This window comes from Streptomyces dangxiongensis, assembly GCF_003675325.1.
Taxonomy (GTDB): Bacteria; Actinomycetota; Actinomycetes; order Streptomycetales; family Streptomycetaceae; genus Streptomyces; species Streptomyces dangxiongensis.
Genome location: NZ_CP033073.1, coordinates 3,478,682 through 3,504,790, shown reverse-complemented (window position 1 = coordinate 3,504,790; position 26,109 = coordinate 3,478,682). Strand labels below are relative to the sequence as shown.

Genomic DNA, 26,109 nt, shown 5'->3' with positions numbered 1-26,109 from the left:
GGGCCGCCGGTCAGCGGGGCGCGCCCGGCGGCTCGGGCGCTCCCGGGTCCGGTGAGTCCGGGTCGAGCGGACCTGGCGCGAGGGGGTCCGGATCCAGGGGGGCCGGATCCAGGGGGTCCGGGATGCCGACCGGCTGGAGCAGCCATCCGAAGTCGCCGAGGCCGCCGGGGGCGGTCAGCTCGGCGGCCTCGCCGGCGCCCGCGAGGGCGCGCACGTAGGCGGCGGGGTCCGTGGAGGCCAGCGTGAGCGGGGGGCGTGCGCCGGTGATGTCCAGGGCGCGCAGAGCAGCGCGTTGCGTGAGCAGGCGTGCGGCGGCCGGCCCGCGCGCCGTACCTCCGGTCCCCCGCGCCGTGCGGGCGAGCGCCCGCGCCCGCCCGGCGGACCCGGGCGCCGCCGCGCACGCGTCCAGGGCGACGTGCGCCGTGATGTCGCAGGACCCGTCCGGCACGGGCGTCGTCCCGAGCCCCTCCCGGAAACCGGTGAGCGTGCCGAACGGGGGGCGCGTCCGGGCGGTGTGCGCGTAGTCCACGGCCACCGCGAGCCCGCCGGCCACCCGGTCCACGGCCGACGCCCAGGCCCGGTCCCGGGGCAGCCCGATCTCCGCCCGCAGTCCCTCCTCGGCCGGCAGCGGCCACCAGCGTGCGAGCCAGTCGGCGTCCGGGCCCGTCACGGGCTCACCGAGCCGCTCGGAGCCGTCCGCCGCGACCAGCACCAGCCGGGGCACACCGGCGTGGTCCACCTCGGCGACGTCCACGGGTACGTTGTCCAGCCACTCGTTGGCGAACAGCAGCCCGGTGACCGCCTCGGGGAGGTCGTGCCGCCAGGTGACACGGGGGTCCAGGCCGGCCGGGCGGGCGGCGATCTCGACGGCGTACGCACGCGTGCGTGCCGCCACCCCGGGCGGCAGCGCGGCGAACACCCCGGTGACCAGTTCCCCCCGCCCGGCGCCCAGGTCGACGAAGTCCAGCACCGGGGGCCGCCCCAGGGCCTCGTCGACCCGGCACAGCAGCCGGGCCACGGCGCGCGCGAACAGCGGGGAGGCGTGCACGGACGTACGGAAGTGGCCGGCCGGACCCTCCGGTCGCCGGTAGAACCCCGCGGGCCCGTACAGGGCCGCCTCGGCCGCCGCGCGCCAGCCGCGCGGGCCACGATCCCCGCGCGGCTCCTGCGCCGTCGTCTCGTCCGCCACCGGTACAGAGTAGGCACACAGATGATCAGGTTCTCCACCTTGCGGAGTACACGCGCCGGGCCCGGATCGGCCCTCCGGTTGACCCCTGCGCACATCCGGTTTACCTACTCTGGGTTACGTGCAGCGCCTCTATGACTTCCTCCGCCGCCACCCGAGCTGGGTCGACGCCTTCTGGGCCGTCGCCCTGTTCGGGCTGTCCGGCCTGAGCGGCGTCAATCCCGACGGGGTGAACGGTCACCACGGAAGACTCGTCGCGGGGACGGCCGTCTCCGCCGTGTTGTGTGCCGTCGTGGCGCTGCGCCGCCGTTTCCCGGAGCCGATGCTGCTGGTCGCCCTGGTGACCGGGCTGGCCCAGCTTGTGCTGGACGTCGAGACGACCGTCGCCGACTTCGCCATGCTGGTGATCACCTACACGGTGGCGGCGGTCGGCGAGCGCTGGGCCTCCCGGCTCGCGCTCGTCGGCAGCCTCTGCGCGGCGGCCCTCGCCCAGATCCGCTGGCCGGCCGAGCAGACCGGCTTCCTCGGGCAGATCGCCATAGTGGTCTTCCAGACGGTGCCCTTCGCCCTGGCCTGGGTGCTCGGCGACTCCATGCGCACCCGGCGCGCGTACTTCGCCCAGTTGGAGGAGCGCGCTTCGCGGCTGGACAAGGAGCGCGAGGCGCAGTCCAAGGTCGCGGTCGCCGCCGAGCGCGCCCGGATCGCGCGCGAGCTGCACGACGTCGTCGCCCACAACGTCTCGGTGATGGTGGTGCAGGCCGACGGCGCCGCCTACGTCATGGACGCCGCGCCCGACCAGGCCAGGAAGGCACTGGAGACGATCTCGTCCACCGGCCGCCAGGCCTTAGCCGAGATGCGCCGCCTGCTGGGCGTGCTGCGCACCGGGGAGCACCAGGAGGGCGGCGAGTACGTCCCGCAGCCCGACGTCGAGCAGATCGACGACCTGGTCGAGCAGTGCCGCAGCTCCGGCCTGCCCGTCGACTTCCGGGTGGAGGGGACCCCGCGCCCGCTGCCCAGCGGGGTGGAGCTGACCGCGTACCGGATCGTGCAGGAGGCGCTCACCAACACCCGCAAGCACGGCGGGCCCCACGCGGGCGCGAGCGTCCGGCTGGTCTACTTCGACGACGGTCTCGGCCTGCTGGTCGAGGACGACGGCAAGGGCGCTCCGCACGAGCTGTACGAGGAGGGCGGCGCGGACGGGCAGGGCCACGGCCTGATCGGCATGCGCGAGCGGGTCGGCATGGTCGGTGGCACGCTGGACGCCGGCCCGCGCCCGGGCGGAGGATTCCGGATCAGCGCTCTGCTGCCACTGAAACCGGCGCACTGACTCCACCGCGCGCCCCCTGCTGACACCCGCGCTCCTGCTGACACCCGCACCCCTTGCTGACACCCGCACCCCTCTGCCGACGGCAGCCGGAGACGGCACCGGACGGCGGGGACGGCAACCGAAGACACGGAAGAGGACCCGATGACGATCCGCGTGATGCTCGTCGACGACCAGGTGCTGCTGCGCACCGGGTTCCGGATGGTGCTCGCCGCCCAGCCGGACATGGAGGTCGTCGCGGAGGCGGGCGACGGCGTGGAGGCCATCCAGGTGCTGCGGTCCGCCGCCGTCGACGTCGTCCTGATGGACGTCCGCATGCCGAAGCTGGACGGCGTGGAGGCCACCCGGCGGATCTGCGCGGAGCCGGACGCGCCGAAGGTGCTCATCCTGACCACGTTCGACCTGGACGAGTACGCGTTCTCGGGGCTGAAGGCGGGCGCCTCCGGCTTCATGCTCAAGGACGTGCCGCCCGGCGACCTGCTGGCGGCCATCCGCGCCGTGCACAGCGGTGACGCGGTCGTGGCGCCCTCCACCACCCGGCGCCTGCTCGACCGGTTCGCGCCGATGCTGCCCTCCGCCGGCAAGAACTCCCAGCACAAGGAGCTGGAGCGGCTCACCGAGCGGGAACGCGAGGTGATGATGCTGGTCGCGCAGGGCCTGTCCAACGGTGAGATCGCGGCCCGGCTGGTGCTGAGCGAGGCGACGGTGAAGACCCATGTGGGCCGCATCCTGACCAAGCTCGGTCTGCGCGACCGCGTGCAGGTGGTCGTCCTGGCGTACGAGACCGGGCTGGTGCGCGCGGGCGGCCACGGCTGACACCGCCCCGCCCCGCGCCCCTCAGCGCAGGACGCCCTCGATGAAGTCGCTGCCCAGCCGCGCCACCGCGGACAGGTCAAGCTGGTGCTGGACGTACCGGCCGCGGCGGCAGCCGCTGATCAGGCCCGCCTTCTTCAGCACCGTCAGGTGCCGGGATATCTCGGGCGCCGACATGCCGTGCGCGTCGGCCAGCTCGCTCGTGGTGTGCGGGGCCCGCGCGAGATGCCGGCACAGCCGCATCCGCACCGGATGGGCCAGCGCCTCCATGCGGCGGGTGAGCTGCTCCACGGAGGGGGCCTGCGCACGCGTGCCGCTCGCCGGGTAGGTGATCGAGGGCTGCCAGCCGTACCGGTGCAGGACCATCACGTGCGGCCAGCCGAGGCTGGTCGGCACCAGCACCAGGCGCCCCTCGCCCGTGGCGGCATGGCCCACCAGCAGCTTGTCGACGGTGATGATGCCGGCCTCCTCGTCCAGCGAGATCGCCCCGGACAGGGATGTCAGGGCCTCACCGAGTCCCTTGCGGCGCAGCAGGTCCGTCCTGTGCCGGGCGTCCGCGGCGAGCTGGGGATGGACGCGGGCCCACGCCTCGGCGAAGAAGGCCTCGTCGCAGTCGAGCATCAACTGCCGGAACCAGGCCCGGACGGCCGGGGGGTCCGTCAGCAGGCGGCGCGTGAACCGCTCCTGGACGGAACCGCGCGCGGCGGCCAGCTCCAGCGAGCGCCGGCGCAGCTCCGGGTCGTCCAGCGGACCCGGCTCCTTCAGGTCGTAGCGGAGCTGGCAGGTGAACTCCAGGGCGGCGTTGACGAACTGCTCGTCCGTCAGCGTGTCGAGCTGGTCCAGTTCCTCGGCGAGCGTCGCCCCGGGGAGCGCCTGGCCGCCGGGGATGCCGGCGAAGGGCGCGAAGACGTCCGAGAACGTCGTACGCCACAGGAAGTCCGCCTCGCACAGCCGGTCCGCCAGGCACGGGTCCAGCCGGGAGGAGACGGCGGTCGCCCAGCCCCGCAGGTCCGGGTGGTGGCCGGGTTCGCTGAGCGCGTGCAGCGCCATCCCCAGCTCGGCGAGGGGAGAGGGCACGACGGAGACCCTCGCCCACCTCTCGGCCGTGTTCGGGCCGGAGGCGTCGCCGTCGGTGGCCAGCCCGGTGATGTCGATGGTCACGCTCATGCCCCCATCGTGCACCGCGCCACTGACAGTGACCCTCGTGGATTGACGGCAGCCGTCAATCCACGGGACATCGGTCCGCGCCCGGAGCAGTCTGAGGGCACCGGGGCAGCCGCGGAGCCCGATCGGTCACCGAGCAGTCGGTGACCAGCCGGCGATCAGTCAGTGACCAGTCGGTGCCTGCCCGTACCCACGCATCCCGAGAAGGCGGTCCGCCATGAGCATCACCCAGCAGTACCTCCTCGACAGCTACCGCGCCCGACTGCACGGCGAGCCCGAACCGCCCGCGCCGGGCCGCGGCGACCTCGGTCTGATCCGGGAACTGCGCGACCACCGGCGCTTCCGCGCGGTCGTCGCCGAGCGTCCGGCGCACGGACGGCTGCGCAGCGCCCTGGACCGCTGGCTGCGCCCCCGCGCGCTGTGACGCACGCACCGCACGGGCTTCGCCCCGGCACCCGCCACGGCAGCGGGAGAAGGCGCTGACCGGCGCCGGGCGCCAAGGGCTTCCCCCGCGCACCCGTCACGGCAGCCGCGCCACGAACTCCGTGACCGCCGCCCGCACGTCCGTCGCCGTCCACTCCAGCCCGGCCTCGTCGACGGTGACCTCCGTGAACGCGAGCCCGGGGCCGGCCGGATCCCAGCCGTTGGCGAACAGCAGCACCGAGGTCTCCTCGGCCTGACGCACCGCCGCCTCCGCCAGCACGTCCGCGTCGTACGGCAGCCAGACCTGGAACTGGTGGATGTGCGGCTCCCCCGGGTGGACGCGCGACCAGGCGAGCCCGGCGGCCGTGAAGCCCTCGCGCAGCGCGGCGGCGACCACGCGCGCGTGCCGTACGTACTCCGGCAGCCGCGGCAGTTGCCGGTCGAGGCCGGCGAGCGCCGACAGCACGGTCGGGAACTGCTGCACGATCAACCCGCCGTACCGGTGCCGCCAGGCCCTGGCCTCCTCGATCAGCGTCCTGGGGCCGGCGACGGCGGCACCGCCGAACCCGCCGAGGGACTTGTAGAACGACACGTAGACCGTGTCGGCGAGGCCGGCGATCTCCTCCAGCGGGCGGCCGAAGTGGACAGTGGACTCCCACAGGCGGGCGCCGTCGAAGTGCACCACCGCGTCGCGCTCCCGCGCCGCCTCGACGACCTCCGTCAGCTCCTCCCAGGTGGGCAGCACGAAACCGGCATCCCTGAGGGGCAGTTCCAGCATGAGTGTGCCGAAGGGCTCCTCGAAGTCACGCACCTCGTCGGCCGTGGGCAGCCGGGGCTCGGTGGTCACCTGGACCGGACGCAGGCCGCTGACCTCGCGGAAGGCGTTCCGTTCATGCCGTTCCGGATGGGCGAGCGGATGCAGGGCGACCGTGGGCGAACCGGTGCGGGCGGCCCAGCAGCGCAGGGCGACCTGCTGGGCCATCGTGCCGGTCGGGAAGAACGCGGCGGCCTCCGTGCCGAGCAGGGCGGCGACCCGCTCCTCCAGGTGCACGACGATCCGGTCGCCGTACACGTCGGCCGGCTCGTCCAGGTCGTACACCTCGGGAGCCGTCTCCGTCAGGTACGCCAGCCGTTAGCCGATCGTGTCCCGCAGGCCGGAACGCGACAGCACCCGGGCCTGCCGGTGGACGGCCGCCCGCCGCTGCCGCACCGAACGCCCGTCGCCCTGCTCCACCGCATCGTCCATGCGCGCGATGATGCCGTGCCGCCCGCGCGCGGGCACCCCGTTTTCGCCGCCGCCCGGCGGGTGCGGCGGCGCGCGGATACCCACAGCCTGTGGACAACCGGCCGCCGTCCGCCGGATAGCGTTAACATGACGAGAAATCGTCCGGTACCCAGAGCGGACTGGAACGGGAAGGCCGCCGTCGCGTGAGTACAGTCCACCAGCCAGATCTCAGGGACCGCCCCGCGCGGCTCACCGTCGGCGTCGTCGGCGCCGGCCGCGTGGGCCCCGTGCTGGCCGCGTCCCTCCAGCTCGCCGGGCACCGCCCGGTGGCCGTCTCCGGGGTCTCCGACGCGTCCCGCAGGCGCGCCGGGGCCCTGCTCCCCGACGTGCCCCTCGTGCCGCCCGCCGAGGTCCTGCGGCGCGCCGACCTGGTGCTGCTCACGGTCCCCGACGACGCCCTGCCCGGCCTGGTCGCGGGCCTGGCCGAGACCGGCGCGGTACGGCCGGGCCAGCTACTCGTGCACACCTCCGGGCGGTACGGCGCGAGGGTCCTCGACCCGGCCCTGCGCGCGGGCGCCCTGCCGCTGGCCCTGCACCCGGCGATGACCTTCACCGGCACGCCCGTGGACGTCCAGCGCCTCGCGGGCTGCTCCTTCGGGGTCACCGCCCCCGAGGAGCTGCGGCTGGCCGCCGAGGCCCTGGTGATCGAGATGGGCGGCGAGCCGGAGTGGATCAGCGAGGAGAACCGCCCGCTGTACCACGCCGCCCTGGCCCTGGGCGCCAATCACCTGGTGACCCTGGTCGCGCAGTCCATGGAGTTGCTGCGCACGGCCGGCGTGACGGCGCCCGACCGGATGCTCGGCCCGCTGCTCGGCGCCGCCCTGGACAACGCCCTGCGCTCCGGTGACGCGGCCCTGACCGGGCCCGTCGCACGCGGGGACGCCGGCACGGTCGCCGCGCACGTCACCGAGCTGCGCAAACACGCCCCGCAGGCGGTGGCGGGCTACCTGGCGATGGCTCGTGCGACGGCCGACCGGGCCCTCGCACACGGTCTGCTGAAGCCGGAACTGGCCGAGGACCTCCTCGGGGTACTCGCCGACGGAAGCCCAGGAAGCCCAGAAAGCCCCGGACACGGCGGCACCGGCGGCACCGGCGGACCGGACGGCACCGGAGGCATGAACGGCACCGACGGCCCGGACGGCACCGATGGCACCGACGGCTCGACCGGCATCGAGGGGAACGACCGATGACCACCGCCCTGCTGAGCACCGCCGAAGAGCTGCACGCGCGGGTGCGCCACGGCCGTCGCGCCGTCGTGATGACGATGGGCGCCCTGCACGAGGGCCACGCGACCCTGATCCGCACCGCCCGCGAGATCGCCGGCCCGGACGGCGAGGTCGTCGTCACGGTGTTCGTGAACCCGTTGCAGTTCGGCGCGGGCGAGGACCTCGACCGCTATCCGCGCACCCTCGACGCCGACCTCGCGCTGGCCGGGCGGTCCGGCGCCGACGCCGTGTTCGCGCCCTCCGTGGACGAGGTCTACCCGGGCGGCGAACCCCAGGTGCGCGTCTCCGCGGGCCCCATGGGCGAGCGCCTGGAAGGCGGTTCGCGGCCCGGCCACTTCGACGGCATGCTCACCGTCGTCGCCAAGCTGCTGCACCTCACCCGCCCCGACGTCGCCCTGTTCGGGCAGAAGGACGCCCAGCAGCTAGCCCTGATCCGGCGCATGGTGCGGGACCTGAACTTCGGCGTCGACGTCGTCGCCGTACCGACCGTGCGCGAGGAGGACGGGCTCGCCCTGTCCAGCCGTAACCGCTACCTCTCGCCGCCGGAGCGGCGTACCGCGCTCGCGCTGTCCCGCGCGCTGTTCGCCGGCCGGGACCGGCACGCGGCGCAGGAGGCGCTGTGCGCGCGGGCCCGGGAAGTGCCCTCCACGCACGCGCGTGCCGAGGCGCTGAGCGCCTTGGGCGAGTCGCGTGCGGCGGCCGACGCGCACGCGGTGGCCACGGCCGCGCCCGGCGGCCCGGCGGCCGTCCGTGCCGCCGCCCGCCAGGTCCTGGACGACGCCGCCCGCCTCGAACCGCCGCTCCGGCTGGACTACCTCGCGCTGGTCGATCCCGCCGACTTCACGGAGATCGGTGACGACTTCACCGGCGGGGCCGTCCTCGCCGTCGCCGCCCGGGTCGGCACGACCCGGCTGATCGACAACCTCCCCCTCACCTTCGGAGCCGCCTCGTGACCAGCACAGGCATACGACTGCACGCACCCGCGCCCGGCTGGGCCGTCTCCGCGGACGTGGTCGTCGTCGGCTCCGGAGTGGCCGGCCTGACCGCGGCGCTGCGCTGTGAGGCCGCCGGGCTCAGCACGGTCGTCGTCACCAAGGCGCGCCTGGACGACGGCTCCACCCGCTGGGCGCAGGGCGGCATCGCCGCCGCCCTCGGCGAGGGCGACACCCCCGAGCAGCACCTTGAGGACACCCTGGTGGCGGGCGCGGGCCTGTGCGACGAGGAGGCCGTACGGATCCTCGTCACCGAGGGCCCCGACGCGGTGCGGCGGCTCATCGACACCGGCGCCCACTTCGACGAGTCCTCCGCGGGAGAGCTGGAACTCACCCGCGAGGGCGGTCACCACCGCCGCCGCATCGCGCACGCGGGCGGCGACGCGACCGGCGCGGAGATCTCCCGGGCGCTCGTGGAGGCCGTCCGCGCGCGCGGGCTGCGCACCGTGGAGAACGCGCTGGTACTGGACCTGCTCACGGACGCCGAAGGCCGCACGGCCGGTGTCACCCTGCACGTGATGGGCGAGGGCCAGCACGACGGCGTGGGCGCCGTGCACGCCCCCGCGGTGGTCCTCGCGACCGGCGGCATGGGCCAGGTGTTCTCCGCGACCACCAACCCGTCGGTGTCGACCGGTGACGGCGTGGCGCTGGCGCTGCGCGCGGGCGCGGAGGTCAGCGACCTGGAGTTCGTGCAGTTCCACCCGACCGTGCTGTTCCTCGGCACGGACGCCGAGGGCCAGCAGCCGCTGGTCTCCGAGGCGGTGCGCGGCGAGGGCGCCCACCTGGTCGACGGCGACGGAGTGCGCTTCATGGTGGGGCAGCACGAACTGGCCGAACTGGCCCCGCGGGACATCGTCGCCAAGGGCATCATGCGGCGCATGCAGGAGCAGGACGCCGAACACATGTTCCTCGACGCCCGGCACTTCGGCGCCGAGATGTGGGAGCACCGCTTCCCGACCATCCTGGCCGCCTGCCGGGCCAACGGCATCGACCCGGTCACCGAGCCCATCCCGATCGCCCCGGCCGCCCACTACGCCTCCGGTGGCGTCCGCACCGACGCCCACGGCCGGACGACCGTGCCCGGCCTGTACGCGTGCGGCGAGGTCGCGTGCACCGGCGTGCACGGCGCCAACCGGCTCGCCTCCAACTCGCTCCTCGAAGGGCTCGTGTACGCCGAGCGGATCGCCGCCGACATCGCCGCCGCACACGCGGACGACGGCCTGCGCGCGCGCGTGCCCGCACCGGTCCCGCACCCCGGCAGGCCCGCGCACCCGCTGCTCGCCCCGGAGAGCCGGTTCGCGATCCAGCGGATCATGACCGGCGGCGCCGGGCGTGCTGCGCTCGGAGAAGTCCCTGGCCAGGGCCGCGGACCAGCTCCAGGACCTGCACAGCGAGGCCCGGGACGCGCTGGAGGAGAACGGCAAGACCGCCGAACCCGGCGTGGACACCCTGGGAGGCGACGAACCTCCTGTGCGTGGCCCGGGTCCTGGTCGCCGCGGCCCTGCTGCGCGAGGAGACCCGCGGCTGCCACTGGCGCGAGGACCGTGCCGAGCGCGACGACACCACCTGGCGGCGCCACATCGTCGTACGGCTCAATCCTGACCGGTCGCTGGCCGTACGCACCACCGCCACCGCAGACTTCCCCCCGATCCGGCCCGACCAGCGTCCACAGGAGCAGTGACAGACGTGAGCACCGACGACCTTCCCCTCGCCCCGACCGGCGGCTGCGGTGACGGCTGCGCCTGCGGCGCCGAGAACGACGATGAGGCCGCGGAGGCCGCAGAGTACGCGGAGTGCGGGCTCGACCCCGCGCTCGCCGAGCTGCTGGCCGCCGCCGGGCTCGACCCCATCGAGGTCGAGGACATCGCCAACGTCGCCGTCCAGGAGGACCTGGACGGCGGCGTGGACGTGACGACCGTCGCGACCATCCCCGAGGAGGCGGTGGCCACCGCCGACTTCACCGCGCGTGAGGCCGGTGTCGTGGCCGGCCTGCGGGTCGCCGAGGCCGTGCTCTCCGTGGTCTGCACGGACGAGTTCGAGGTCGAGCGGCACGTGGAGGACGGCGACCGGATCGAGGCCGGGCAGAAACTGCTGTCGGTCACCACGCGCACGCGTGACCTCCTCACCGGTGAGCGGAGCGCGCTGAACATCCTGTGCCGGCTGTCCGGCATCGCGACCGCCACGCGCGCGTGGGCGGACGCGCTGGAGGGCACCCGGGCGCGCGTGCGGGACACCCGCAAGACGACCCCGGGCCTGCGCTCGCTGGAGAAGTTCGCCGTCCGCTGCGGCGGGGGCGTCAACCACCGCATGTCGCTCTCGGACGCGGCCCTGGTGAAGGACAACCACGTGGTCGCCGCCGGTGGCGTCGCGCAGGCCTTCGAGGCCGTGCGGGAGACGTTCCCGGAGGTGCCCATCGAGGTCGAGGTCGACACCCTGCACCAGTTGCGCGAGGTCGTCGACGCGGGCGCCGACCTCATCCTGCTGGACAACTTCACGCCCGGCGAGTGCGAGGAGGCCGTCGCCATCGCCGGCGGCCGGGCGCTGCTGGAGGCCTCCGGCCGGCTGACGCTCGCCAACGCGCGCGCGTACGCCGAGACCGGCGTGGACTTCCTGGCCGTCGGCGCGCTCACCCACTCCTCGCCGATCCTGGACATCGGCCTGGACCTGCGCGAGGCGGAGTAACGGCCATGCTGCTCACGATCGACGTCGGCAACACGCACACCGTCCTCGGCCTGTTCGACGGCGAGGACATCGTCGAGCACTGGCGCATCTCCACGGACGCGCGCCGCACGGCGGACGAGCTGGCGGTGCTGCTCCAGGGCCTGATGGGGATGCACCCGCTGCTCGGCGACGAGCTGGGCGACGGCATCGACGGCATCGCGATCTGCGCCACCGTCCCGTCGGTGCTGCACGAGCTGCGTGAGGTGACCCGGCGGTACTACGGCGACGTCCCCGCCGTGCTGGTCGAGCCGGGCGTGAAGACGGGCGTGCCGATCCTCACCGACAACCCCAAGGAGGTCGGCGCGGACCGGATCATCAACGCGGTCGCGGCCGTCGAGCTGTACGGCGGCCCGGCGATCGTCGTCGACTTCGGTACGGCGACCACGTTCGACGCGGTCTCCGCGCGCGGGGAGTACGTCGGCGGCGTCATCGCGCCCGGCATCGAGATCTCCGTGGAGGCGCTCGGCGTCAAGGGCGCGCAGCTACGCAAGATCGAGGTGGCCCGGCCGCGCAGCGTGATCGGCAAGAACACGGTCGAGGCCATGCAGGCGGGCATCGTGTACGGGTTCGCCGGGCAGGTCGACGGAGTGGTCGGCCGGATGGCCCGGGAGCTGGCCGGCGACCCGGACGACGTCACGGTGATCGCCACGGGCGGGCTCGCGCCGATGGTGCTGGGGGAGTCCTCGGTGATCGACGAGCACCAGCCGTGGCTGACGCTGATCGGGCTGCGGCTGGTGTACGAGCGGAACGTCTCGCGGCTGTGAGGTGCGGCCGGCGCCCTCGGTGGTGCCGGCCCCGCCCGTGGCACCGGACGGGGGAAACCGGAAGCGACACGCGCCGGGACAAGCGTTCCGATCCGTCACCTTTGTCCGATTAGCGATAGCGTCGCCGCATGCCCACGCCATACGGATCCCGCGGCGGCATGGCGTTCGGCGTGGAGGAGCTGCGTGTGCTCCGTCGCGCCCTCGCCCTCGCCCTCCACCCCGGCCACGCCTCCGCCGAGGACGTGCAGGACTGCTTCCGCCTCGCCGAGTCCCTCGACGAGGCGATGTGCGAGGGGGCCAGACTCCGCGCCTTCCTGGTGGCCGACCTGGGCCGGTACCGGGCCGCGCTGCCGGGCACCGCCGCCGGCTACCTCGCCCTCCTGGAGGAGGTCCTGGGAGCCGGGTACCGGCCCGCGCCGGACGACCTCGCCGCGCTGCGGGCACTGCGCGGGAACCCGGTGGCGGCGACGCTGCTGGAGCGCTGCCGCACGCTCGCCGAGCAGGACGTACGGGCCCGGTTCGCCCAGGGCGCGCGCAAGGTGCCGGCGCCCGCGGTGCCGTCCGCGCGGACGCGCCTGCTGGCCCTGGCGGGCGGCGCGGGGGAGCCGGGTGCGGCGGAGCGGGCCGAGGAGCCCGCCAAGCCCGAGCCGGAACCCGCGCCGGAACCCGCGCCGACCCCCGGGGAGCGGCCCGCGCCGGACGCGCCGAAGCGGCCCGTCCCCACGCCGGGAGAGGTCTTCCCACGCCGCAAGCCGGCGGAACCCCGGCAGCTCGCCGCGGGCTGACACGACCACGCGGCCCCCGCCCGCCCGGGCCTGCGGCGGCCGGCCGTGGTCTGGCCGCACCACGCGGCCCCTGCCTGTGCCGGGCCTCCGGCGGCCGGCCGTGGACTGAACCACCACGCGGCCCCCGCCCCGTGGCGGGCCTCCGGCGGCCGGCCGTGGTCTGGCGCCACTGCCCGGCCTGCCCGTGGCGGGCCCCCGGCAGCTCCCAGCGGGCCGGCACTGCCCGGCCCCCGCCCGTGCCGAACCCCGGCGGCTCGCCGGGGGGCTGGCACCAGCCCCCCGGCCCTCGGCCCCCGGCCCGTGCCGCGGCGCGGCGAGGGGCCCACCCCGCGCCGGTCCGGACGGGATCCGTGGCTACCCTGGTGGCATGGACTACGTCTCCGCGCTCGTGCCCCCGGTCGTCATGGCCGCGTTCTTCGTCGGTGTGGTCAGGGTGATCGTGAAGACCCAGGGCGGGGCCGCCAAGGCCAAGGAGGACGCGGCCGTCGACGCCGCCCTCGCACGCGTGGAGGGTGCGCGTCAGGCCCCCGCCGCCGGCGACGCCTGAGCAGCACACCCCTCCCCACCAGCGGCGCACCCCCTACCGGCGGCAGCCGCGGCCGTCGCGCGTCCTGCCGTACGCCGCCGAGCGCGCCCGGCACACGCCGGGTACGCGCCCGCCCGGACGTACGGCATCCCGGCACCCCGCGGAGCCTTCCGAGCCATAGGCCCTTTTTGTGCGTGTTTGCAGGCCTAGCGCACGTCCGGCACGCCATTGCCGGGATCTCCCACTATTGTTCTGAGCTGTGCCTCGCCCATTGGGAGAACTCGAAGACGCGGTGATGACGCGGGTGTGGAAGTGGAACCGCCCGGTGACCGTTCGGGAAGTCCTGGAAGACCTGCAGCAGGAACGGTCGATCGCGTACACCACCGTGATGACCGTTCTGGACAATCTCCATCAGAAGGGCTGGGTCCGCCGCGAGGCGGAAGGGCGGGCCTATCGATATGAGGCCGTGTCGACACGAGCCGCCTACGCGGCCGCCCTCATGAACGACGCCTGGTCGCAGAGCGACAACCCGGCCGCCGCTCTCGTCGCCTTCTTCGGGATGATGAGCGACGAACAGCGTCAGGCCCTCAGGGACGCCGTACGCATCGTCCAGGGACCGGAAGAAACCCGGCGGGCCCAGGAAGACCGCCGGGACGAGAACCCCGGCTCGGCAGAGGGGGCGGACGGGCGATAGCGTCCGTTCATGCCAGCAGAGCGTCCCGAAGTCCCCGCAAAAGCCCTGACCGTCCGACGGGCCCGGACCAGCGATGTCCCCGCCCTGCGCCACCTCCTCGACGCCTACGTCCGTGACCGCATCCTGCTCGACAAAGCCATGGTCACCCTTTACGAGGACATCCAGGAGTTCTGGGTCGCCGAACGCGACGACAACGCCGAGGTGGTCGGCTGCGGAGCACTGCACGTCATGTGGGAGGACCTCGCCGAAGTCCGCACTCTGGCGGTGAAGCCCGGACTGAGGGGTTCCGGCGTCGGTCACCGGCTGCTGGAGAAGTTGCTCCAGACAGCACGCTGGCTCGGCGTTCGCCGGGTTTTCTGCCTGACCTTCGAAGTGGACTTCTTCGGGAAGCACGGCTTCGTCGAGATCGGGGAGACGCCGGTCGACACCGATGTCTACGCCGAGCTGTTGCGCTCCTATGACGAGGGCGTCGCGGAGTTCCTCGGTCTCGAACGAGTGAAACCGAACACCCTGGGCAACAGCCGGATGCTTCTGCATCTGTGATCGTCATTGCCCGGGTGGCCTATGTCCGAAACGCGCATGTTTCCGGGCGGTGGTGGCCCGCTGAGTCACTCCCGGGGGTTTGTGTTTTTCCGGCAAAAGCGGTTTGCTTTCCGACGTAACGCAGTACTGCATATAACAGGGGCGGCGAAACGGCGGACGCCGCACACCCCTGGTCCTCAACGTTATCGATGAAAGGAAATGCGGTGGCACAGAAGGTTCAGGTCCTTCTTGTCGACGACCTCGACGGCGGCGAGGCGGACGAGACCGTGACGTTCGCGCTGGACGGCAAGACGTACGAGATCGATCTCACGACTGCCAATGCGGACAAGCTGCGCGGTCTTCTCGACCCCTATGTCAAGGGTGGTCGTCGTACCGGGGGCCGTGCTTCCGGTGGACGTGGAAAGGCGCGCGCCGCTTCCGGCGGCAACCAGGACACCGCGGCGATCCGCGCCTGGGCGAAGGAGAACGGTTACGAGGTCAACGACCGCGGCCGGGTTCCGGCATCCATCCGCGAGGCCTACGAGAAGGCCAACGGCTGATTCCGCCCGGAAACGGCCGGCCCGGCGCACGAGCGCCGCAGCCGGACACGGTGACACTGAGCTGCCACCGTGTCCAGCAGTCGTACGAGATCGGGGGCGCTACCCCCGCGCCCCACGGCCGGCATGGCCGGCAGCAAGGCCTCGACCCCGCGTCCCGGCCCAGGGGGCCGCAGCCACACGGCGGCCCCCTGCACGGCTCCCGCCCGTCCTGACATGACGGCTCCCGCGGGCGGCGGCGGGGCCTCCACCGTGTCGCCCGCGCCCAGCAGCCGCAGATCCAGCGTCACGGCGCCCCACTCCAGCCAGTCCAGCACCCCGGGCACCTCCTCCGCGCTGCCCGCCGCCAGCAGAAGCTCCATCCGGTCGCCGCGAAGGGCCACCGGGGAGCCCGGTGCGAGCCGCCGGAGCGCCTCGGTGCCCGCCTCGGCCGGCACGTCCAGCACGTCGAACCGCACCCCCGTACGCAGCCGCAGCGGCTGTCCGGGCACTGTCGGCCAGTCCAGATCGTTCTCGTACCAGTGCCGGGCCCGGGTGCCCGGTGCGTCCGGATCGAGGGGCCGACGGGGAAGGGGGACCGCGGAGGTGGTGAGGACCGAGCCAGCCATACCCGTGCAACCGCCTGGGGAGCCCCCGGGTTACGCTGGGTGCCCACTCGGCTGCGCCGGGTGCTGGATAACGAGGCGCATGGGGGTCCGGGGAGGCGCGAGGTTGTTCGCCCATAGCGGAGCGAACCGGTGCCCGCGGCATGGACTGTCAGTGCCTGCGGGTAAGACATGCCTAGTGGGAGGGGGCGACTTGCAGGAAGGGCCGTCTCACGTTCGCCATCGGCGTACTGGCGACTGGGGTAACTGCCTGGCCTGCGGGAACATCGTCTCGCACCATCGGGTTGGAGCAGATGTCGGCGTTCGGGGTCAGGAGGCCATCGACGGTGTCGGCAGTTGGAATGAGCGGTCCCCGCTTGCGGGACTAAGCTGCGGAAGGACAGGGAGGGGAAGTTCCCCCCACTGCCTGACCGCTCTGAGGAGCGATTAACGATGTTCGAGAGGTTCACCGACCGCGCGCGGCGGGTTGTCGTCCTGGCTCAGGAAGAAGCCCGGATGCTCAACCACAACTACATCGGCACCGAGCACATCCTCCTGGGTCTCATCCACGAGGGCGAAGGTGTCGCCGCTAAGGCCCTGGAGAGCCTCGGCATTTCGCTTGAGGCGGTCCGCCAGCAGGTGGAGGAGATCATCGGGCAGGGTCAGCAGGCCCCGTCCGGGCACATCCCCTTCACTCCCCGTGCCAAGAAGGTCCTGGAGCTGTCGCTCCGCGAGGCTCTTCAACTGGGTCACAACTACATCGGCACGGAGCACATCCTGCTCGGCCTGATCCGCGAGGGCGAGGGCGTCGCCGCCCAGGTCCTGGTCAAGCTGGGCGCTGACCTCAACCGGGTGCGGCAGCAGGTCATCCAGTTGCTCTCCGGTTACCAGGGCAAGGAGACCGCCACCGCCGGTGGCCCGGCCGAGGGCACCCCCTCGACCTCCCTCGTCCTGGACCAGTTCGGCCGGAACCTCACCCAGGCCGCCCGTGAGTCCAAGCTCGACCCGGTCATCGGGCGCGAGAAGGAGATCGAGCGGGTCATGCAGGTGCTGTCCCGCCGCACCAAGAACAACCCGGTGCTGATCGGTGAGCCCGGCGTCGGCAAGACCGCCGTCGTCGAGGGCCTCGCCCAGGCCATCGTCAAGGGCGAGGTGCCCGAGACCCTCAAGGACAAGCACCTCTACACCCTGGACCTCGGCGCCCTGGTCGCGGGCTCCCGCTACCGCGGTGACTTCGAGGAGCGCCTGAAGAAGGTCCTCAAGGAGATCCGCACCCGCGGCGACATCATCCTGTTCATCGACGAGCTGCACACGCTGGTCGGTGCGGGTGCCGCCGAGGGCGCCATCGACGCCGCCTCCATCCTGAAGCCGATGCTGGCCCGCGGTGAGCTGCAGACCATCGGTGCGACCACCCTGGACGAGTACCGCAAGCACCTGGAGAAGGACGCCGCCCTCGAGCGCCGCTTCCAGCCCATCCAGGTCGCCGAGCCGTCCCTGCCGCACACGATCGAGATCCTCAAGGGCCTGCGCGACCGGTACGAGGCGCATCACCGCGTCTCCATCACGGACGAGGCCCTGGTCCAGGCCGCCACCCTGGCCGACCGGTACATCTCGGACCGCTTCCTGCCCGACAAGGCGATCGACCTGATCGACGAGGCCGGCTCGAGGATGCGCATCCGCCGGATGACCGCGCCGCCGGACCTGCGCGAGTTCGACGAGAAGATCGCCGGCGTCCGCCGGGACAAGGAGTCCGCGATCGACTCGCAGGACTTCGAGAAGGCCGCCTCCCTGCGCGACAAGGAGAAGCAGCTCCTCGCCGCCAAGGCCAAGCGGGAGAAGGAGTGGAAGGCCGGCGACATGGACGTCGTCGCCGAGGTCGACGGCGAGCTGATCGCCGAGGTCCTCGCCACGGCCACCGGCATCCCGGTCTTCAAGCTGACCGAGGAGGAGTCCAGCCGCCTGCTCCGCATGGAGGACGAGCTCCACAAGCGGGTCATCGGCCAGATCGACGCCGTCAAGGCGCTGTCGAAGGCGATCCGCCGTACGCGTGCCGGTCTGAAGGACCCGAAGCGTCCGGGTGGCTCGTTCATCTTCGCCGGTCCGTCCGGTGTCGGTAAGACCGAGCTGTCCAAGGCGCTCGCCGAGTTCCTCTTCGGTGACGAGGATGCGTTGATCTCCCTCGACATGTCGGAGTTCAGCGAGAAGCACACGGTGTCGCGTCTCTTCGGTTCGCCCCCCGGCTACGTGGGCTACGAAGAGGGCGGCCAGCTCACCGAGAAGGTCCGCCGCAAGCCGTTCTCCGTCGTCCTCTTCGACGAGGTCGAGAAGGCCCACCCGGACATCTTCAACTCGCTGCTGCAGATCCTGGAGGACGGTCGCCTGACCGACTCCCAGGGCCGGGTCGTGGACTTCAAGAACACGGTCATCATCATGACGACCAACCTCGGCACCCGGGACATCTCCAAGGGCTTCAACCTCGGCTTCGCGGCCTCGGGTGACACGAAGACCAACTACGAGCGCATGAAGAACAAGGTCTCGGACGAGCTGAAGCAGCACTTCCGGCCCGAGTTCCTCAACCGTGTGGACGACGTCGTCGTCTTCCCGCAGCTCACGCAGGCCGACATCCTGCGGATCGTCGACCTGATGGTCGGCAAGGTCGACGAGCGCCTGAAGGACCGGGACATGGGCATCGAGCTCTCCCAGTCCGCCAAGGAGCTGCTGGCCAAGAAGGGCTACGACCCGGTGCTGGGCGCGCGTCCGCTGCGACGTACGATCCAGCGCGAGATCGAGGACACGCTGTCGGAGAAGATCCTCTTCGGCGAGCTGCGTCCCGGTCACATCGTGGTGGTGGACACCGAGGGCGAGGGCGACACCCACACCTTCACCTTCCGGGGTGAGGAGAAGTCGGCGCTGCCCGACGTCCCGCCGATCGAGCAGGCGGCCGGCGGTGCCGGACCGAACCTGAGCAAGGACGCGTAAGCGTCCGGCGGACAGGCCGAGCGAAGAAGGGGCCGGTGCCTACGGGCACCGGCCCCTTCCGCGTGCTCGGAGCCGCTCCCCCGGGACGTCCGCCCGGGGGAACAGGGCGGGCGACCGGCGCCGCGGCGGCACGTTCACGGGGCCGCGCGGGGGCGACGGCCGGCGTCATGCGGATGACGCCCCCCGCGTCGCGTACGGCTGCGCAGGCGCGGACGGGCGGGTCAGGACAACTGACCGTCGTAGTCGGGGAGCTTGAAGGTCTTCTCGGCGTGGCCGCCGGAGAGGTCGGTGGGGCTGTTGCCGATGTTCGCGATGATCGTGTAGCCGTCGTTCTCGATGCCGGCGCGCTGGGCTGTCTTGTAGGCGGCGACGTCCTTGAAGAGGTCCACGAGGCCGCGGACGTGGAGGCCGGCGACGTGGTAGCCGTCGTGTTCGAGGTTGTACTCGGTGGGCCAGTACAGGATGCCGGGGCGGGCGGTGACGAAGAAGAGGGAGACGCCGTGGTCCTGGGCGTACCGGGCGACGTCCAGGACGGGCGTGTTGGCCGGCTGGGGGTAGCTGAAGCCGAAGTCGGTCTCGAGCGCGGTGTTGTCGATGTCGAGGACGACGGCCTGCTTCTCGCCGGGCCGGGCGGCGGCGATGCGCTGCTTCAGGTACGGCAGGGCCTGGTCCATGACCTGCCGGCAGTCCTTCTGCCAGGTGGCGTGGTCGACCGCCGCGGCAGCGGTGGCGGAGCCGGCCGTGGGCTGTGTGCGGCCGGCCGCCTGGGCCGGGGCGGCCAGCGCCGCCAGGGAGGCCAGGGAGGCGGCGGTCAGGGAGACGGGGCGCGCCCAGGGGCGTCGGGTCATCGGTGGGGGTTCCTCTCACGTCCGTACGCGTGTCCGTACGCGTCCTGAATGTCAGGTGCATGATCTGAGATGAGGATGGCGCGAGGGGAACCGTAGGGTTACCGCACGGTAGGTGCCTAGAGGCCTGCGTCACTTTTCCGTGCCGGCCGGCCGGGGTGCCCGGTGATAAGCCGCACAGGCCATATGGGCCCTACTAAGTGTGCTAGTGCACCCAAATAAGAGGATAAAGCGGACATTTACGCCTAGGGTCGCCGACGGGAAAAGGCGTCGTCAGCGGGGGTGGCCAGGATCGGTGGGGTCTGTCAAGAAGTAGATGATTCTGCGGTCATCTACTACTTGTCGCCGTAGTGGGGCGTTTTGTCGGCTGCCGGGGCGCTCGGTTACCAAGGGATGGCTGCCCGGTCGGACGTCTGTACGCCGGGTGGGTCAATCGCTCCCGACTCCACGAGGTATCGATGTTCCAGCGCGCCACGTCCCGCTCTTCCCGTACGTCCTCGCTCCGCACCCGCGTGGCCGTCCTGGCTGCCGGCATCGGCGCCACGGCCGTGCTGGGTACCGGGGTCGCGTCCGCCGCCACGGCGTCCGCCGCCTCCTGGGTCGACCCGGTGAAGTCGTACACGCTGTCCGCGGGCTTCGACCAGGCCGGCAGCCACTGGGTCGCCAAGCACAGCGGTCAGGACTTCGCCGTGCCGACCGGCACCGGCGTCATGGCCGCGCACGGCGGCACCGTGGTCAAGGCCGGCCCCAACGGCGCCGGTGACGGTCCGGCGTACGGCAACGCCATCGTGATCAAGCACGGCAACGGCACGTACTCGCAGTACGCGCACCTGTCCCGGATCGACGTCAGGATCGGCCAGGTCGTCGCGACCGGCCAGCACATAGCCCTCTCGGGCTCCACCGGCAACTCCACCGGGCCGCACCTGCACTTCGAGATCCGTACGACCCCGAACTACGGCTCCGCCGTCGACCCGGTCTCCTTCCTGCACGCCAAGGGCGTGTCCGTCTGAGCTACTCCGTCCCGTGGGCGCCCCGGTGCGCCTGCGTGACCAGATCCAGGGCGACTTCGAGAACGGCCTCGCGCTTCTTCCCGGGGTCGCCTTCCAGGTCCTGCATCACGAACATCCCCGCGTGCAGCGTGAACATCGCGCTGACGCAGCGGACCTGCTCCACGAGCGGCGCCTCGGGGTCGATGATGATGTCCCTGAGGCCGCGCAGCCGGTCCTTGAAGGTGTCGCCGATGCGCAGTTCGCGCACGGTCGCCTGGTTCTCCTGCATGAAGCGGAAGAGCGGTTCCGCGCCCGCCAGAGCCTCGCTGTAGCGCCGTACGATCTCCTGCTTGGTCTCCAGGGTGTGCGGCTGCTGCCTGCCCCACTCGATGAGGGCCTCGATCGGCTGCGTCAGATCCTCGAAGAGGCTGACGGTGATCTCTTCCTTCGTCTTGAAGTGGTAGTACAGAGCCGCCTTGGTGACGTCGAGGCGCTCGGCGATCTCGCGCAGGGAGGTCTTCTCGTATCCCTGCTCCGCGAAGAGTTCGAGCGCCACGTCCTGGATGCGCTGGCGGGTGTTGCCGCGGCGCTGCTGCTTGGTGCCGTCCATGGTGACGCCCATCCTCGTACTCCTCGCGCTCCCGCGGAAACTTACTTGACGACCGGCTAGTGACAGGTCTACTTTTCCAGTGTACTGAACTAGCCGGGCGGCAAGTAAGTAGCTTGCCGCAGGGGGAGTGGGACGAGGATGGCGGAAGCGGTCGGAACTGTCACAGAGGGCAAACAGCCCAAGAGCGTGCGAGTGGTGCTGCTCGCACTGATGATCGCGATGATGCTCGCGATGCTCGACAACATGATCGTCGGTACGGCGATGCCGACGATCGTGGGTGATCTCGGCGGCCTGGAGCACCTGTCCTGGGTCGTCACCGGATACACCCTGGCCACCGCGGCCTCCACCCCGGTCTGGGGCAAGATCGGCGACATGTACGGCCGCAAGGGCGCGTTCCTCAGCTCGATCGTGATCTTCCTGATCGGCTCGGCGCTGAGCGGCATGGCCCAGGACATGGGCCAGTTGATCGGGTTCCGGGCCGTCCAGGGCCTCGGCGCCGGCGGCCTGATGGTCGGTGTCATGGCGATCATCGGCGACCTCGTGCCGCCGCGGGAGCGCGGCAAGTACCAGGGCATGATGGCCGGCATCATGGCGCTCGCCATGATCGGCGGACCGCTCGTCGGCGGCACCATCACCGACAACTGGGGCTGGCGCTGGGCCTTCTACATCAACCTGCCGCTCGGTGCGGTCGCCCTCGCACTGGTCACCGCCGTGCTGCACCTGCCCAGGAAGCGGTCCAAGGCGGGCATCGACTACCTCGGCGTCGTCCTGCTCACCGTGGGCATCACCTCCATCGTGCTGGTCACCACCTGGGGCGGGAGCGAGTACGCCTGGACCTCCGCGCGGATCATGGAGCTGATCGGCATCGGGGTGGCCACCCTGGTCGGGTTCGTGTTCTGGCAGACCAGGGCCGCCGAACCGGTACTGCCGCTGCACATCTTCCGGAGCCGCAACTTCACCCTGATGTCGCTGATCGGCTTCATCACCGGCTTCGTGATGTTCGGCGCCACCCTGTTCCTGCCGCTGTACCAGCAGGCGGTGCAGGGCGCCTCCGCGACCAACTCGGGCCTGCTGCTCCTGCCCATGCTCGGCGCGATGCTGGTGACCTCGATGGTCGCCGGACGGATCACCACCGGCAGCGGCCGGTACAAGATCTTCCCGATCGCCGGCGGCGCGCTGATGATCGTCGGGCTGTATCTGCTGTCACTGATGGACACGGGCACCACCCGCCTCACCTCCGGCCTCTACATGGCGGTGCTGGGTGCCGGCATGGGCTGCCTGATGCAGATCACCATGCTGGTCGCGCAGAACAGCGTGCAGATGAAGGACATGGGCGTGGCGTCCTCGTCCGCCACCCTGTTCCGCACCCTGGGCTCCTCCTTCGGCGTCGCCATCATGGGCGCGCTGTTCAACCATCGGGTCCAGGACGTCATGTCCGAGCGGGCCGGTGCGGTGGGTTCGAAGCTCACGGAGAAGTCGGCGCAGTTGGACGCGGCGAGCCTGGCCAAGCTGCCCAAGGCGGCCCGGGAGGCCTACCAGCACGCGGTGTCCGAGGGGACGCACTCCGCGTTCCTGCTCGGCGCCGTGATCGCGGTGCTGGTGCTGGTCGCGGCGCTGTTCGTCAAGGAGGTCCCGCTCAAGGGCGGACCGCAGAAGCCCGCCGCCGACGGCGGGGACGCGGTGCCGGCGCCCATGGCCGAGATCGTCTGACATCCGCACGCACACGAAGGCCCCGGGGCGACCGCCTCCGGGGCCTTCGTCGTGTACGCGCACCGCCCGGTGACGGTCCGGTCCGGCGGCCGGCCGGGTGGTCACTTGCCGAGGGGGCGCGGCAGCATCGGATAGCTTCCCGTGCTGGTGGGGGCGTGTTCGGGGAGCCAGAGGACGGCGACCGCGCCCTCCGAGGGAAGGCGGGCGGGCGCGCCCGCGGGCCGTACGTTGCGGAACGTCAGCCGGGCTCCGAGCACCCGCGCCTGGCCGGCCGCGATGGTCAGCCCCAGCCCCGTGCCCCTGCGCGCGGTCCTCGCTGCCGGTGCGGAACCGGCTCGGCCCCTCGGCGAGCAGCTCCTCGGGGAACCCGGGACCGTGGTCGCGGACCCGGATGACCCGGCCCTCCACGGTGACCTCTATGGGCGGGCGGCCGTGCCGGGCGGCGTTGGCGAGCAGGTTGAACAGCACCCGCTCCAGCCGCCGCGGGTCGGTGGTGACCTCCGACTCGTGCACCACCCGTACGGTGATGTCCGGGTCCTTGGCGGCCACCCGGCGGGCGACGAACTCGCCCAGCATGAGGTCCTGCAGCTCCGCCCGCTCCGAGGCCCCGTCCAGGCGGGCCACCTCCAGGACGTCCTCCACCAGCGTGCGCATCGCCTTCGCCCGGTCCAGCACCAGTTCCGTGAGCCGGCCGGGCGGTAGCAGTTCGGCGGCCGTGAGCAGGCCGGTGACGGGGGGTGCGCAGCTCGTGGGCGATGTCGGCGGTGACGCGCCGCTCGGCCTCCAGGCGCTGCTGGAGCGCGTCCGCCATGGCGTCCACCGCGCGGGCGAGGTCGTCGGTCTCGTCCCGTACGACGCCGCCGATGGCCTCCCGGACCCGGACGTCGGTCTCCCCCTTGGCGACCCGGTTCGCGGCGGCGGCCGCCTTGCGCAGCCGGCGGGAGAGCTGGCCGCCGATCAGCACGCCCAGCGCGCTGCCGCCGACCACGACCGCGACCGAGCCGATCACCAGGGCCTGGTCCAGGTCCTTCATGACGTTGCTGCTGCGGTCGGGCAGATGCAGGTGCACGGACAGCACGTGCCCGTTCTTCACCGGTACGGCCGCCCAGATGTCCGGCGCCCCGCCGTGTTCGGAAACGTCGCTGGCCCGGCGGCCCTGCTCGACCTTCTCGCGCAGCGCCACCGGCAGCTCCGGGTCGTCGGTCTTGACGTGGGGGAAGATCGGCCCCCGGTTCAGCTCGTAGTTGCGCTGGGCCAGCAGGAGGCGCTCGTTGGCCAGCTCGCGCGCGTTGTCCAGCATCGAGACGCGGGCCGCGTTGTGCACGACCAGGCTCAGCACGATCGCCACCAGGCCGGCCACCAGCGCGATCGCCGCGCTCAGCTTCCATCTGAGCCCGGTGCGCAGGCCCGCGCGCTCCATGCGCCGGACCGGGTACCGAAGAATCCCCCGCATACCGTCGCTCCGCTCAGGCCTTCAGCTTGTAACCGAAGCCGCGGACCGTCTCGATGCGGTCCTGGCCGATCTTCTGCCGCAGCCGTTGCACATGCACGTCGACGACCCGGGTGTCCCCGCCCCAGCCGTACTCCCACACGCGTTCCAGCAGCTTGTCCCGGGAGAGCACGGAGCCGGGCGCGGAGGAGAACTCCAGCAGCAGCCGCATCTCGGTCGGGGTCAGCGCCACCGGCTGCCCGGCCCGGCGCACCTCCATGCCGTCGGTGTCGATGTACAGGTCCCCGAAGGCCAGCGTGCCGCCGGCGACGGCGGACGCGGCATCCCCGGCCTGCGCGGAGCCGCCGGCGTGCCCGAAGCGGCGCAGTACCGCACGGATCCGGGCGACCAGGACGGCACCGTCGAACGGCTTGGTCACGTAGTCGTCGGCGCCCGCCTCCAGGCCGAGGACGACGTCGATGGAGTCGGCACGCGCCGACAGCATGATGACCGGCACCGTCGACTCGTCGCGGATACGGCGGCACAGGCTGACGCCGTCCAGCCCCGGGACCATGACGTCCAGCAGCGCGATGTCGGGCCGGTCCGCCCGGAACGCGGCCAGGCCCGACAGGCCGTCGGGCATGGCGGTGACCGCGAAGCCGTCCCGCTCCAGGGCGAGTTGTGTGGCCTCGCGGATGACGTCGTCGTCCTCGACGAACAGGACGTGGGTCTGGTCTGCCATCCCGGTGCTCTCAGTCCTCGTGGTGTGCGTGTGGGCGGTCAGTTGTCCGGCACGGGCGTCGGGCCCCCGCCTGCGGACTTGCTGTACTCGTTGCGGGTGGGCTTGCCCTGGACGAACCGTCCCGTCCGCCACGTGTAGGGGGTCACGATCTCACCGGACGGGCTGGAGATCGGGTCGCCCTGCTCGTAGTACTGCCGGGTCACCGACAGGACGCCCTGGTCGATCTCCGCGTAGACCGGGGACTCCTCGCTCTTGAAGACGTTCGTGAACGCGCCGCCGTCCTTCCGGTACACGTACGAGCCGACACCGACCGCGTCGGCGCAGGTCAGCACGTTGACGACGACATCGTCCACCGGGCCGCCGGTCAGGTTGCCGTAGGAGACGTCGACCGGGTACTCGTCGCCGTCGCAGGGTTTCAGCTCCCGCTTGACCGCCCCCGACACCTCGGGATCGTGCATGAGCAGCGCCACGGGATCCACCCGCCGGTACGTCCCGGACGGGCTGGGGGCGGGGGAGGCGACGGCTCCCGCCATTGCCGAGGCGTGCGCCGGGCCCTCGTCCCGCGCACCCGTGCCCCCGCTGCCGCACGCGGCGACGAAAAGGGCGAGGGCGGCGAGCGCGGCCCCCACCGCGATCACCGCCTGTGTACTGCCTAGGACCCGGTCGGGTCCGGCCCCGGTCAGGCCGCGCAACGCTCCCGCTCCTCACGCTCCAGCGCGCGTGCGTCCAGATCGCGGGCCTCCAGCTCCTCACGGAGCCGGGCGAGCGCCCGGTGCAGCGTGCTCTTGACCGTTCCGGCCGACATGCCGAGGGCAGCGGCCGTCTCCTCCGTGGACATCTGCTCCCAGTGTCGCAGCACCACGACACTGCGCTGCTTCGGAGCGAGCACCTTCATGACGTCCATCAGCAGGGCGCGGTCGGCGTGCTGCTCGGTGGAGTCGTCCACACGGGCGTCCGGGAGCTGCTCGGTGGGGACCTCTTCCAGCTTGCGGGCACGCCACCACTCGGTCCGCGTGTTGATCATGACCCGCCGCAGATAGGCGTCGGCGAGCCGCTTGTCGGCGATGCCCTCCCAGCGGCCGTACGTCCGTACCAGCGCGGTCTGGAGCAGGTCCTGGGCGTCGACGGGGTCCGGCACCAGTCGCCGCGCACTGCGCAGCAGTGCGTCCTGCCGGGTACGGACGTACTCCTCGAATTCGAGCACCTCGCCCTGCGCCATGATCAACCGCCTCCGTTCCC

Annotated in this window: 23 protein-coding genes and 3 pseudogenes; 16 read left to right on the top strand and 10 right to left on the bottom strand. The window is 72.2% G+C overall.

What is annotated here, in order from left to right:
* Positions 1-10 precede the first annotated feature (10 nt).
* Positions 11-1,189 carry an SAM-dependent methyltransferase gene (locus tag D9753_RS15565; protein ID WP_205614158.1) on the bottom strand — a complete coding sequence of 393 codons (1,179 nt, stop codon included), beginning with the start codon at positions 1,187-1,189 and terminating at the stop codon, positions 11-13.
* A 118-nt stretch (positions 1,190-1,307) separates the two neighbouring features.
* Between D9753_RS15565 and D9753_RS15560 the strand changes: the two genes are divergently transcribed.
* Together D9753_RS15560 and D9753_RS15555 are read left to right on the top strand one after the other, a co-directional pair.
* On the top strand, positions 1,308-2,513 hold the full coding sequence (locus D9753_RS15560) for a sensor histidine kinase (protein ID WP_121787555.1): 1,206 nt from the start codon (positions 1,308-1,310) through the stop codon (positions 2,511-2,513).
* Positions 2,514-2,654: 141 nt separating this feature from the next.
* Positions 2,655-3,326 (top strand): response regulator, encoded by a 672-nt coding sequence (locus D9753_RS15555; RefSeq protein WP_121787554.1) that lies wholly within the window; start codon positions 2,655-2,657, stop codon positions 3,324-3,326.
* Between the two features lie 21 nt (positions 3,327-3,347).
* Here the strand turns inward: D9753_RS15555 and D9753_RS15550 are convergent, their stop codons facing one another.
* Entirely contained in the window at positions 3,348-4,490 is a 1,143-nt protein-coding gene (locus D9753_RS15550; protein WP_240468170.1) for a DUF5937 family protein, read from the bottom strand.
* 214 nt (positions 4,491-4,704) lie between these two features.
* Here D9753_RS15550 and D9753_RS15545 point away from each other — a divergent pair, with 214 nt between their 5' ends.
* Positions 4,705-4,911, top strand: a complete 207-nt coding sequence (locus D9753_RS15545; protein WP_121787553.1) for a hypothetical protein — start codon at positions 4,705-4,707, stop codon at positions 4,909-4,911.
* Positions 4,912-5,007: 96 nt separating this feature from the next.
* Here D9753_RS15545 and D9753_RS15540 read toward each other — a convergent pair.
* Positions 5,008-6,156: pseudogene (locus D9753_RS15540) on the bottom strand (threonine aldolase family protein).
* 182 nt (positions 6,157-6,338) lie between these two features.
* On the opposite strand from D9753_RS15540, the gene D9753_RS15535 reads away from it, so the two are divergent.
* The 10 genes and pseudogenes from D9753_RS15535 (at position 6,339) to D9753_RS15490 (ending at position 14,985) form a co-directional block, all read left to right on the top strand.
* Positions 6,339-7,385 (top strand): Rossmann-like and DUF2520 domain-containing protein, encoded by a 1,047-nt coding sequence (locus D9753_RS15535; protein WP_121787552.1) that lies wholly within the window; start codon positions 6,339-6,341, stop codon positions 7,383-7,385.
* On the top strand, positions 7,382-8,374 hold the full coding sequence (gene panC, locus D9753_RS15530; protein ID WP_121787551.1) for a pantoate--beta-alanine ligase: 993 nt from the start codon (positions 7,382-7,384) through the stop codon (positions 8,372-8,374). Before D9753_RS15535 ends, panC begins: the two co-directional genes overlap by 4 nt.
* Positions 8,371-10,094, top strand: a pseudogene (locus D9753_RS15525) (L-aspartate oxidase). Before panC ends, D9753_RS15525 begins: the two are co-directional and overlap by 4 nt.
* A gap of 5 nt (positions 10,095-10,099) precedes the next feature.
* Complete coding sequence (gene nadC, locus D9753_RS15520; protein ID WP_121787550.1) at positions 10,100-11,095, top strand: carboxylating nicotinate-nucleotide diphosphorylase; 996 nt, start codon at positions 10,100-10,102, stop codon at positions 11,093-11,095.
* Between the two features lie 5 nt (positions 11,096-11,100).
* Positions 11,101-11,898, top strand: a complete 798-nt coding sequence (locus D9753_RS15515; protein WP_121787549.1) for a type III pantothenate kinase — start codon at positions 11,101-11,103, stop codon at positions 11,896-11,898.
* A 158-nt stretch (positions 11,899-12,056) separates the two neighbouring features.
* On the top strand, positions 12,057-12,683 hold the full coding sequence (locus D9753_RS15510; protein ID WP_121787548.1) for a hypothetical protein: 627 nt from the start codon (positions 12,057-12,059) through the stop codon (positions 12,681-12,683).
* Positions 12,684-13,050: 367 nt separating this feature from the next.
* Positions 13,051-13,230 carry a hypothetical protein gene (locus D9753_RS15505; RefSeq protein WP_121787547.1) on the top strand — a complete coding sequence of 60 codons (180 nt, stop codon included), beginning with the start codon at positions 13,051-13,053 and terminating at the stop codon, positions 13,228-13,230.
* A 274-nt stretch (positions 13,231-13,504) separates the two neighbouring features.
* A complete protein-coding gene (locus D9753_RS15500; RefSeq protein WP_240468462.1) occupies positions 13,505-13,903 on the top strand; it encodes a BlaI/MecI/CopY family transcriptional regulator in 399 nt (132 codons plus the stop codon).
* A gap of 9 nt (positions 13,904-13,912) precedes the next feature.
* Complete coding sequence (locus tag D9753_RS15495) at positions 13,913-14,446, top strand: amino-acid N-acetyltransferase (protein ID WP_121787545.1); 534 nt, start codon at positions 13,913-13,915, stop codon at positions 14,444-14,446.
* A 203-nt stretch (positions 14,447-14,649) separates the two neighbouring features.
* Positions 14,650-14,985, top strand: coding sequence for a histone-like nucleoid-structuring protein Lsr2 (locus tag D9753_RS15490; RefSeq protein WP_030751806.1), 336 nt, complete (start codon positions 14,650-14,652; stop codon positions 14,983-14,985).
* On the opposite strand, the gene D9753_RS15485 is transcribed toward D9753_RS15490, so the two are convergent.
* Positions 14,964-15,590 (bottom strand): SCO3374 family protein, encoded by a 627-nt coding sequence (locus D9753_RS15485; protein WP_205614157.1) that lies wholly within the window; start codon positions 15,588-15,590, stop codon positions 14,964-14,966. The genes D9753_RS15490 and D9753_RS15485 overlap by 22 nt on opposite strands.
* Positions 15,591-16,019: 429 nt before the next feature.
* Between D9753_RS15485 and D9753_RS15475 the strand changes: the two genes are divergently transcribed.
* Entirely contained in the window at positions 16,020-18,545 is a 2,526-nt protein-coding gene (locus tag D9753_RS15475; RefSeq protein WP_121787544.1) for an ATP-dependent Clp protease ATP-binding subunit, read from the top strand.
* Positions 18,546-18,766: 221 nt separating this feature from the next.
* Here D9753_RS15475 and D9753_RS15470 read toward each other — a convergent pair whose 3' ends face one another.
* Positions 18,767-19,393, bottom strand: coding sequence for an HAD family acid phosphatase (locus tag D9753_RS15470; protein WP_121787543.1), 627 nt, complete (start codon positions 19,391-19,393; stop codon positions 18,767-18,769).
* Between the two features lie 455 nt (positions 19,394-19,848).
* Between D9753_RS15470 and D9753_RS15465 the strand changes: the two genes are divergently transcribed.
* Positions 19,849-20,400 carry a M23 family metallopeptidase gene (locus tag D9753_RS15465; RefSeq protein WP_121787542.1) on the top strand — a complete coding sequence of 184 codons (552 nt, stop codon included), beginning with the start codon at positions 19,849-19,851 and terminating at the stop codon, positions 20,398-20,400.
* Between the two features lies 1 nt (position 20,401).
* Here D9753_RS15465 and D9753_RS15460 read toward each other — a convergent pair whose 3' ends face one another.
* The gene (locus D9753_RS15460; protein WP_121787541.1) at positions 20,402-21,001 is read right to left on the bottom strand and encodes a TetR/AcrR family transcriptional regulator; all 600 of its coding nucleotides are present in this window, start codon (positions 20,999-21,001) and stop codon (positions 20,402-20,404) included.
* 126 nt (positions 21,002-21,127) lie between these two features.
* On the opposite strand from D9753_RS15460, the gene D9753_RS15455 reads away from it, so the two are divergent.
* Positions 21,128-22,699 carry an MDR family MFS transporter gene (locus tag D9753_RS15455; RefSeq protein ID WP_205614156.1) on the top strand — a complete coding sequence of 524 codons (1,572 nt, stop codon included), beginning with the start codon at positions 21,128-21,130 and terminating at the stop codon, positions 22,697-22,699.
* 101 nt (positions 22,700-22,800) lie between these two features.
* Here the strand turns inward: D9753_RS15455 and cseC are convergent.
* The 4 genes and pseudogenes from cseC to D9753_RS15435 form a co-directional block, all read right to left on the bottom strand.
* Positions 22,801-24,152: pseudogene (gene cseC / locus D9753_RS15450) on the bottom strand (two-component system sensor histidine kinase CseC).
* 13 nt (positions 24,153-24,165) lie between these two features.
* A complete protein-coding gene (gene cseB / locus D9753_RS15445) occupies positions 24,166-24,870 on the bottom strand; it encodes a two-component system response regulator CseB (protein ID WP_121787539.1) in 705 nt (234 codons plus the stop codon).
* A 38-nt stretch (positions 24,871-24,908) separates the two neighbouring features.
* Positions 24,909-25,562 (bottom strand): hypothetical protein, encoded by a 654-nt coding sequence (locus tag D9753_RS15440; protein ID WP_394346712.1) that lies wholly within the window; start codon positions 25,560-25,562, stop codon positions 24,909-24,911.
* A complete protein-coding gene (locus tag D9753_RS15435) occupies positions 25,550-26,089 on the bottom strand; it encodes a SigE family RNA polymerase sigma factor (protein WP_121787538.1) in 540 nt (179 codons plus the stop codon). Before D9753_RS15435 ends, D9753_RS15440 begins: the two co-directional genes overlap by 13 nt.
* Positions 26,090-26,109: the final 20 nt, after the last annotated feature.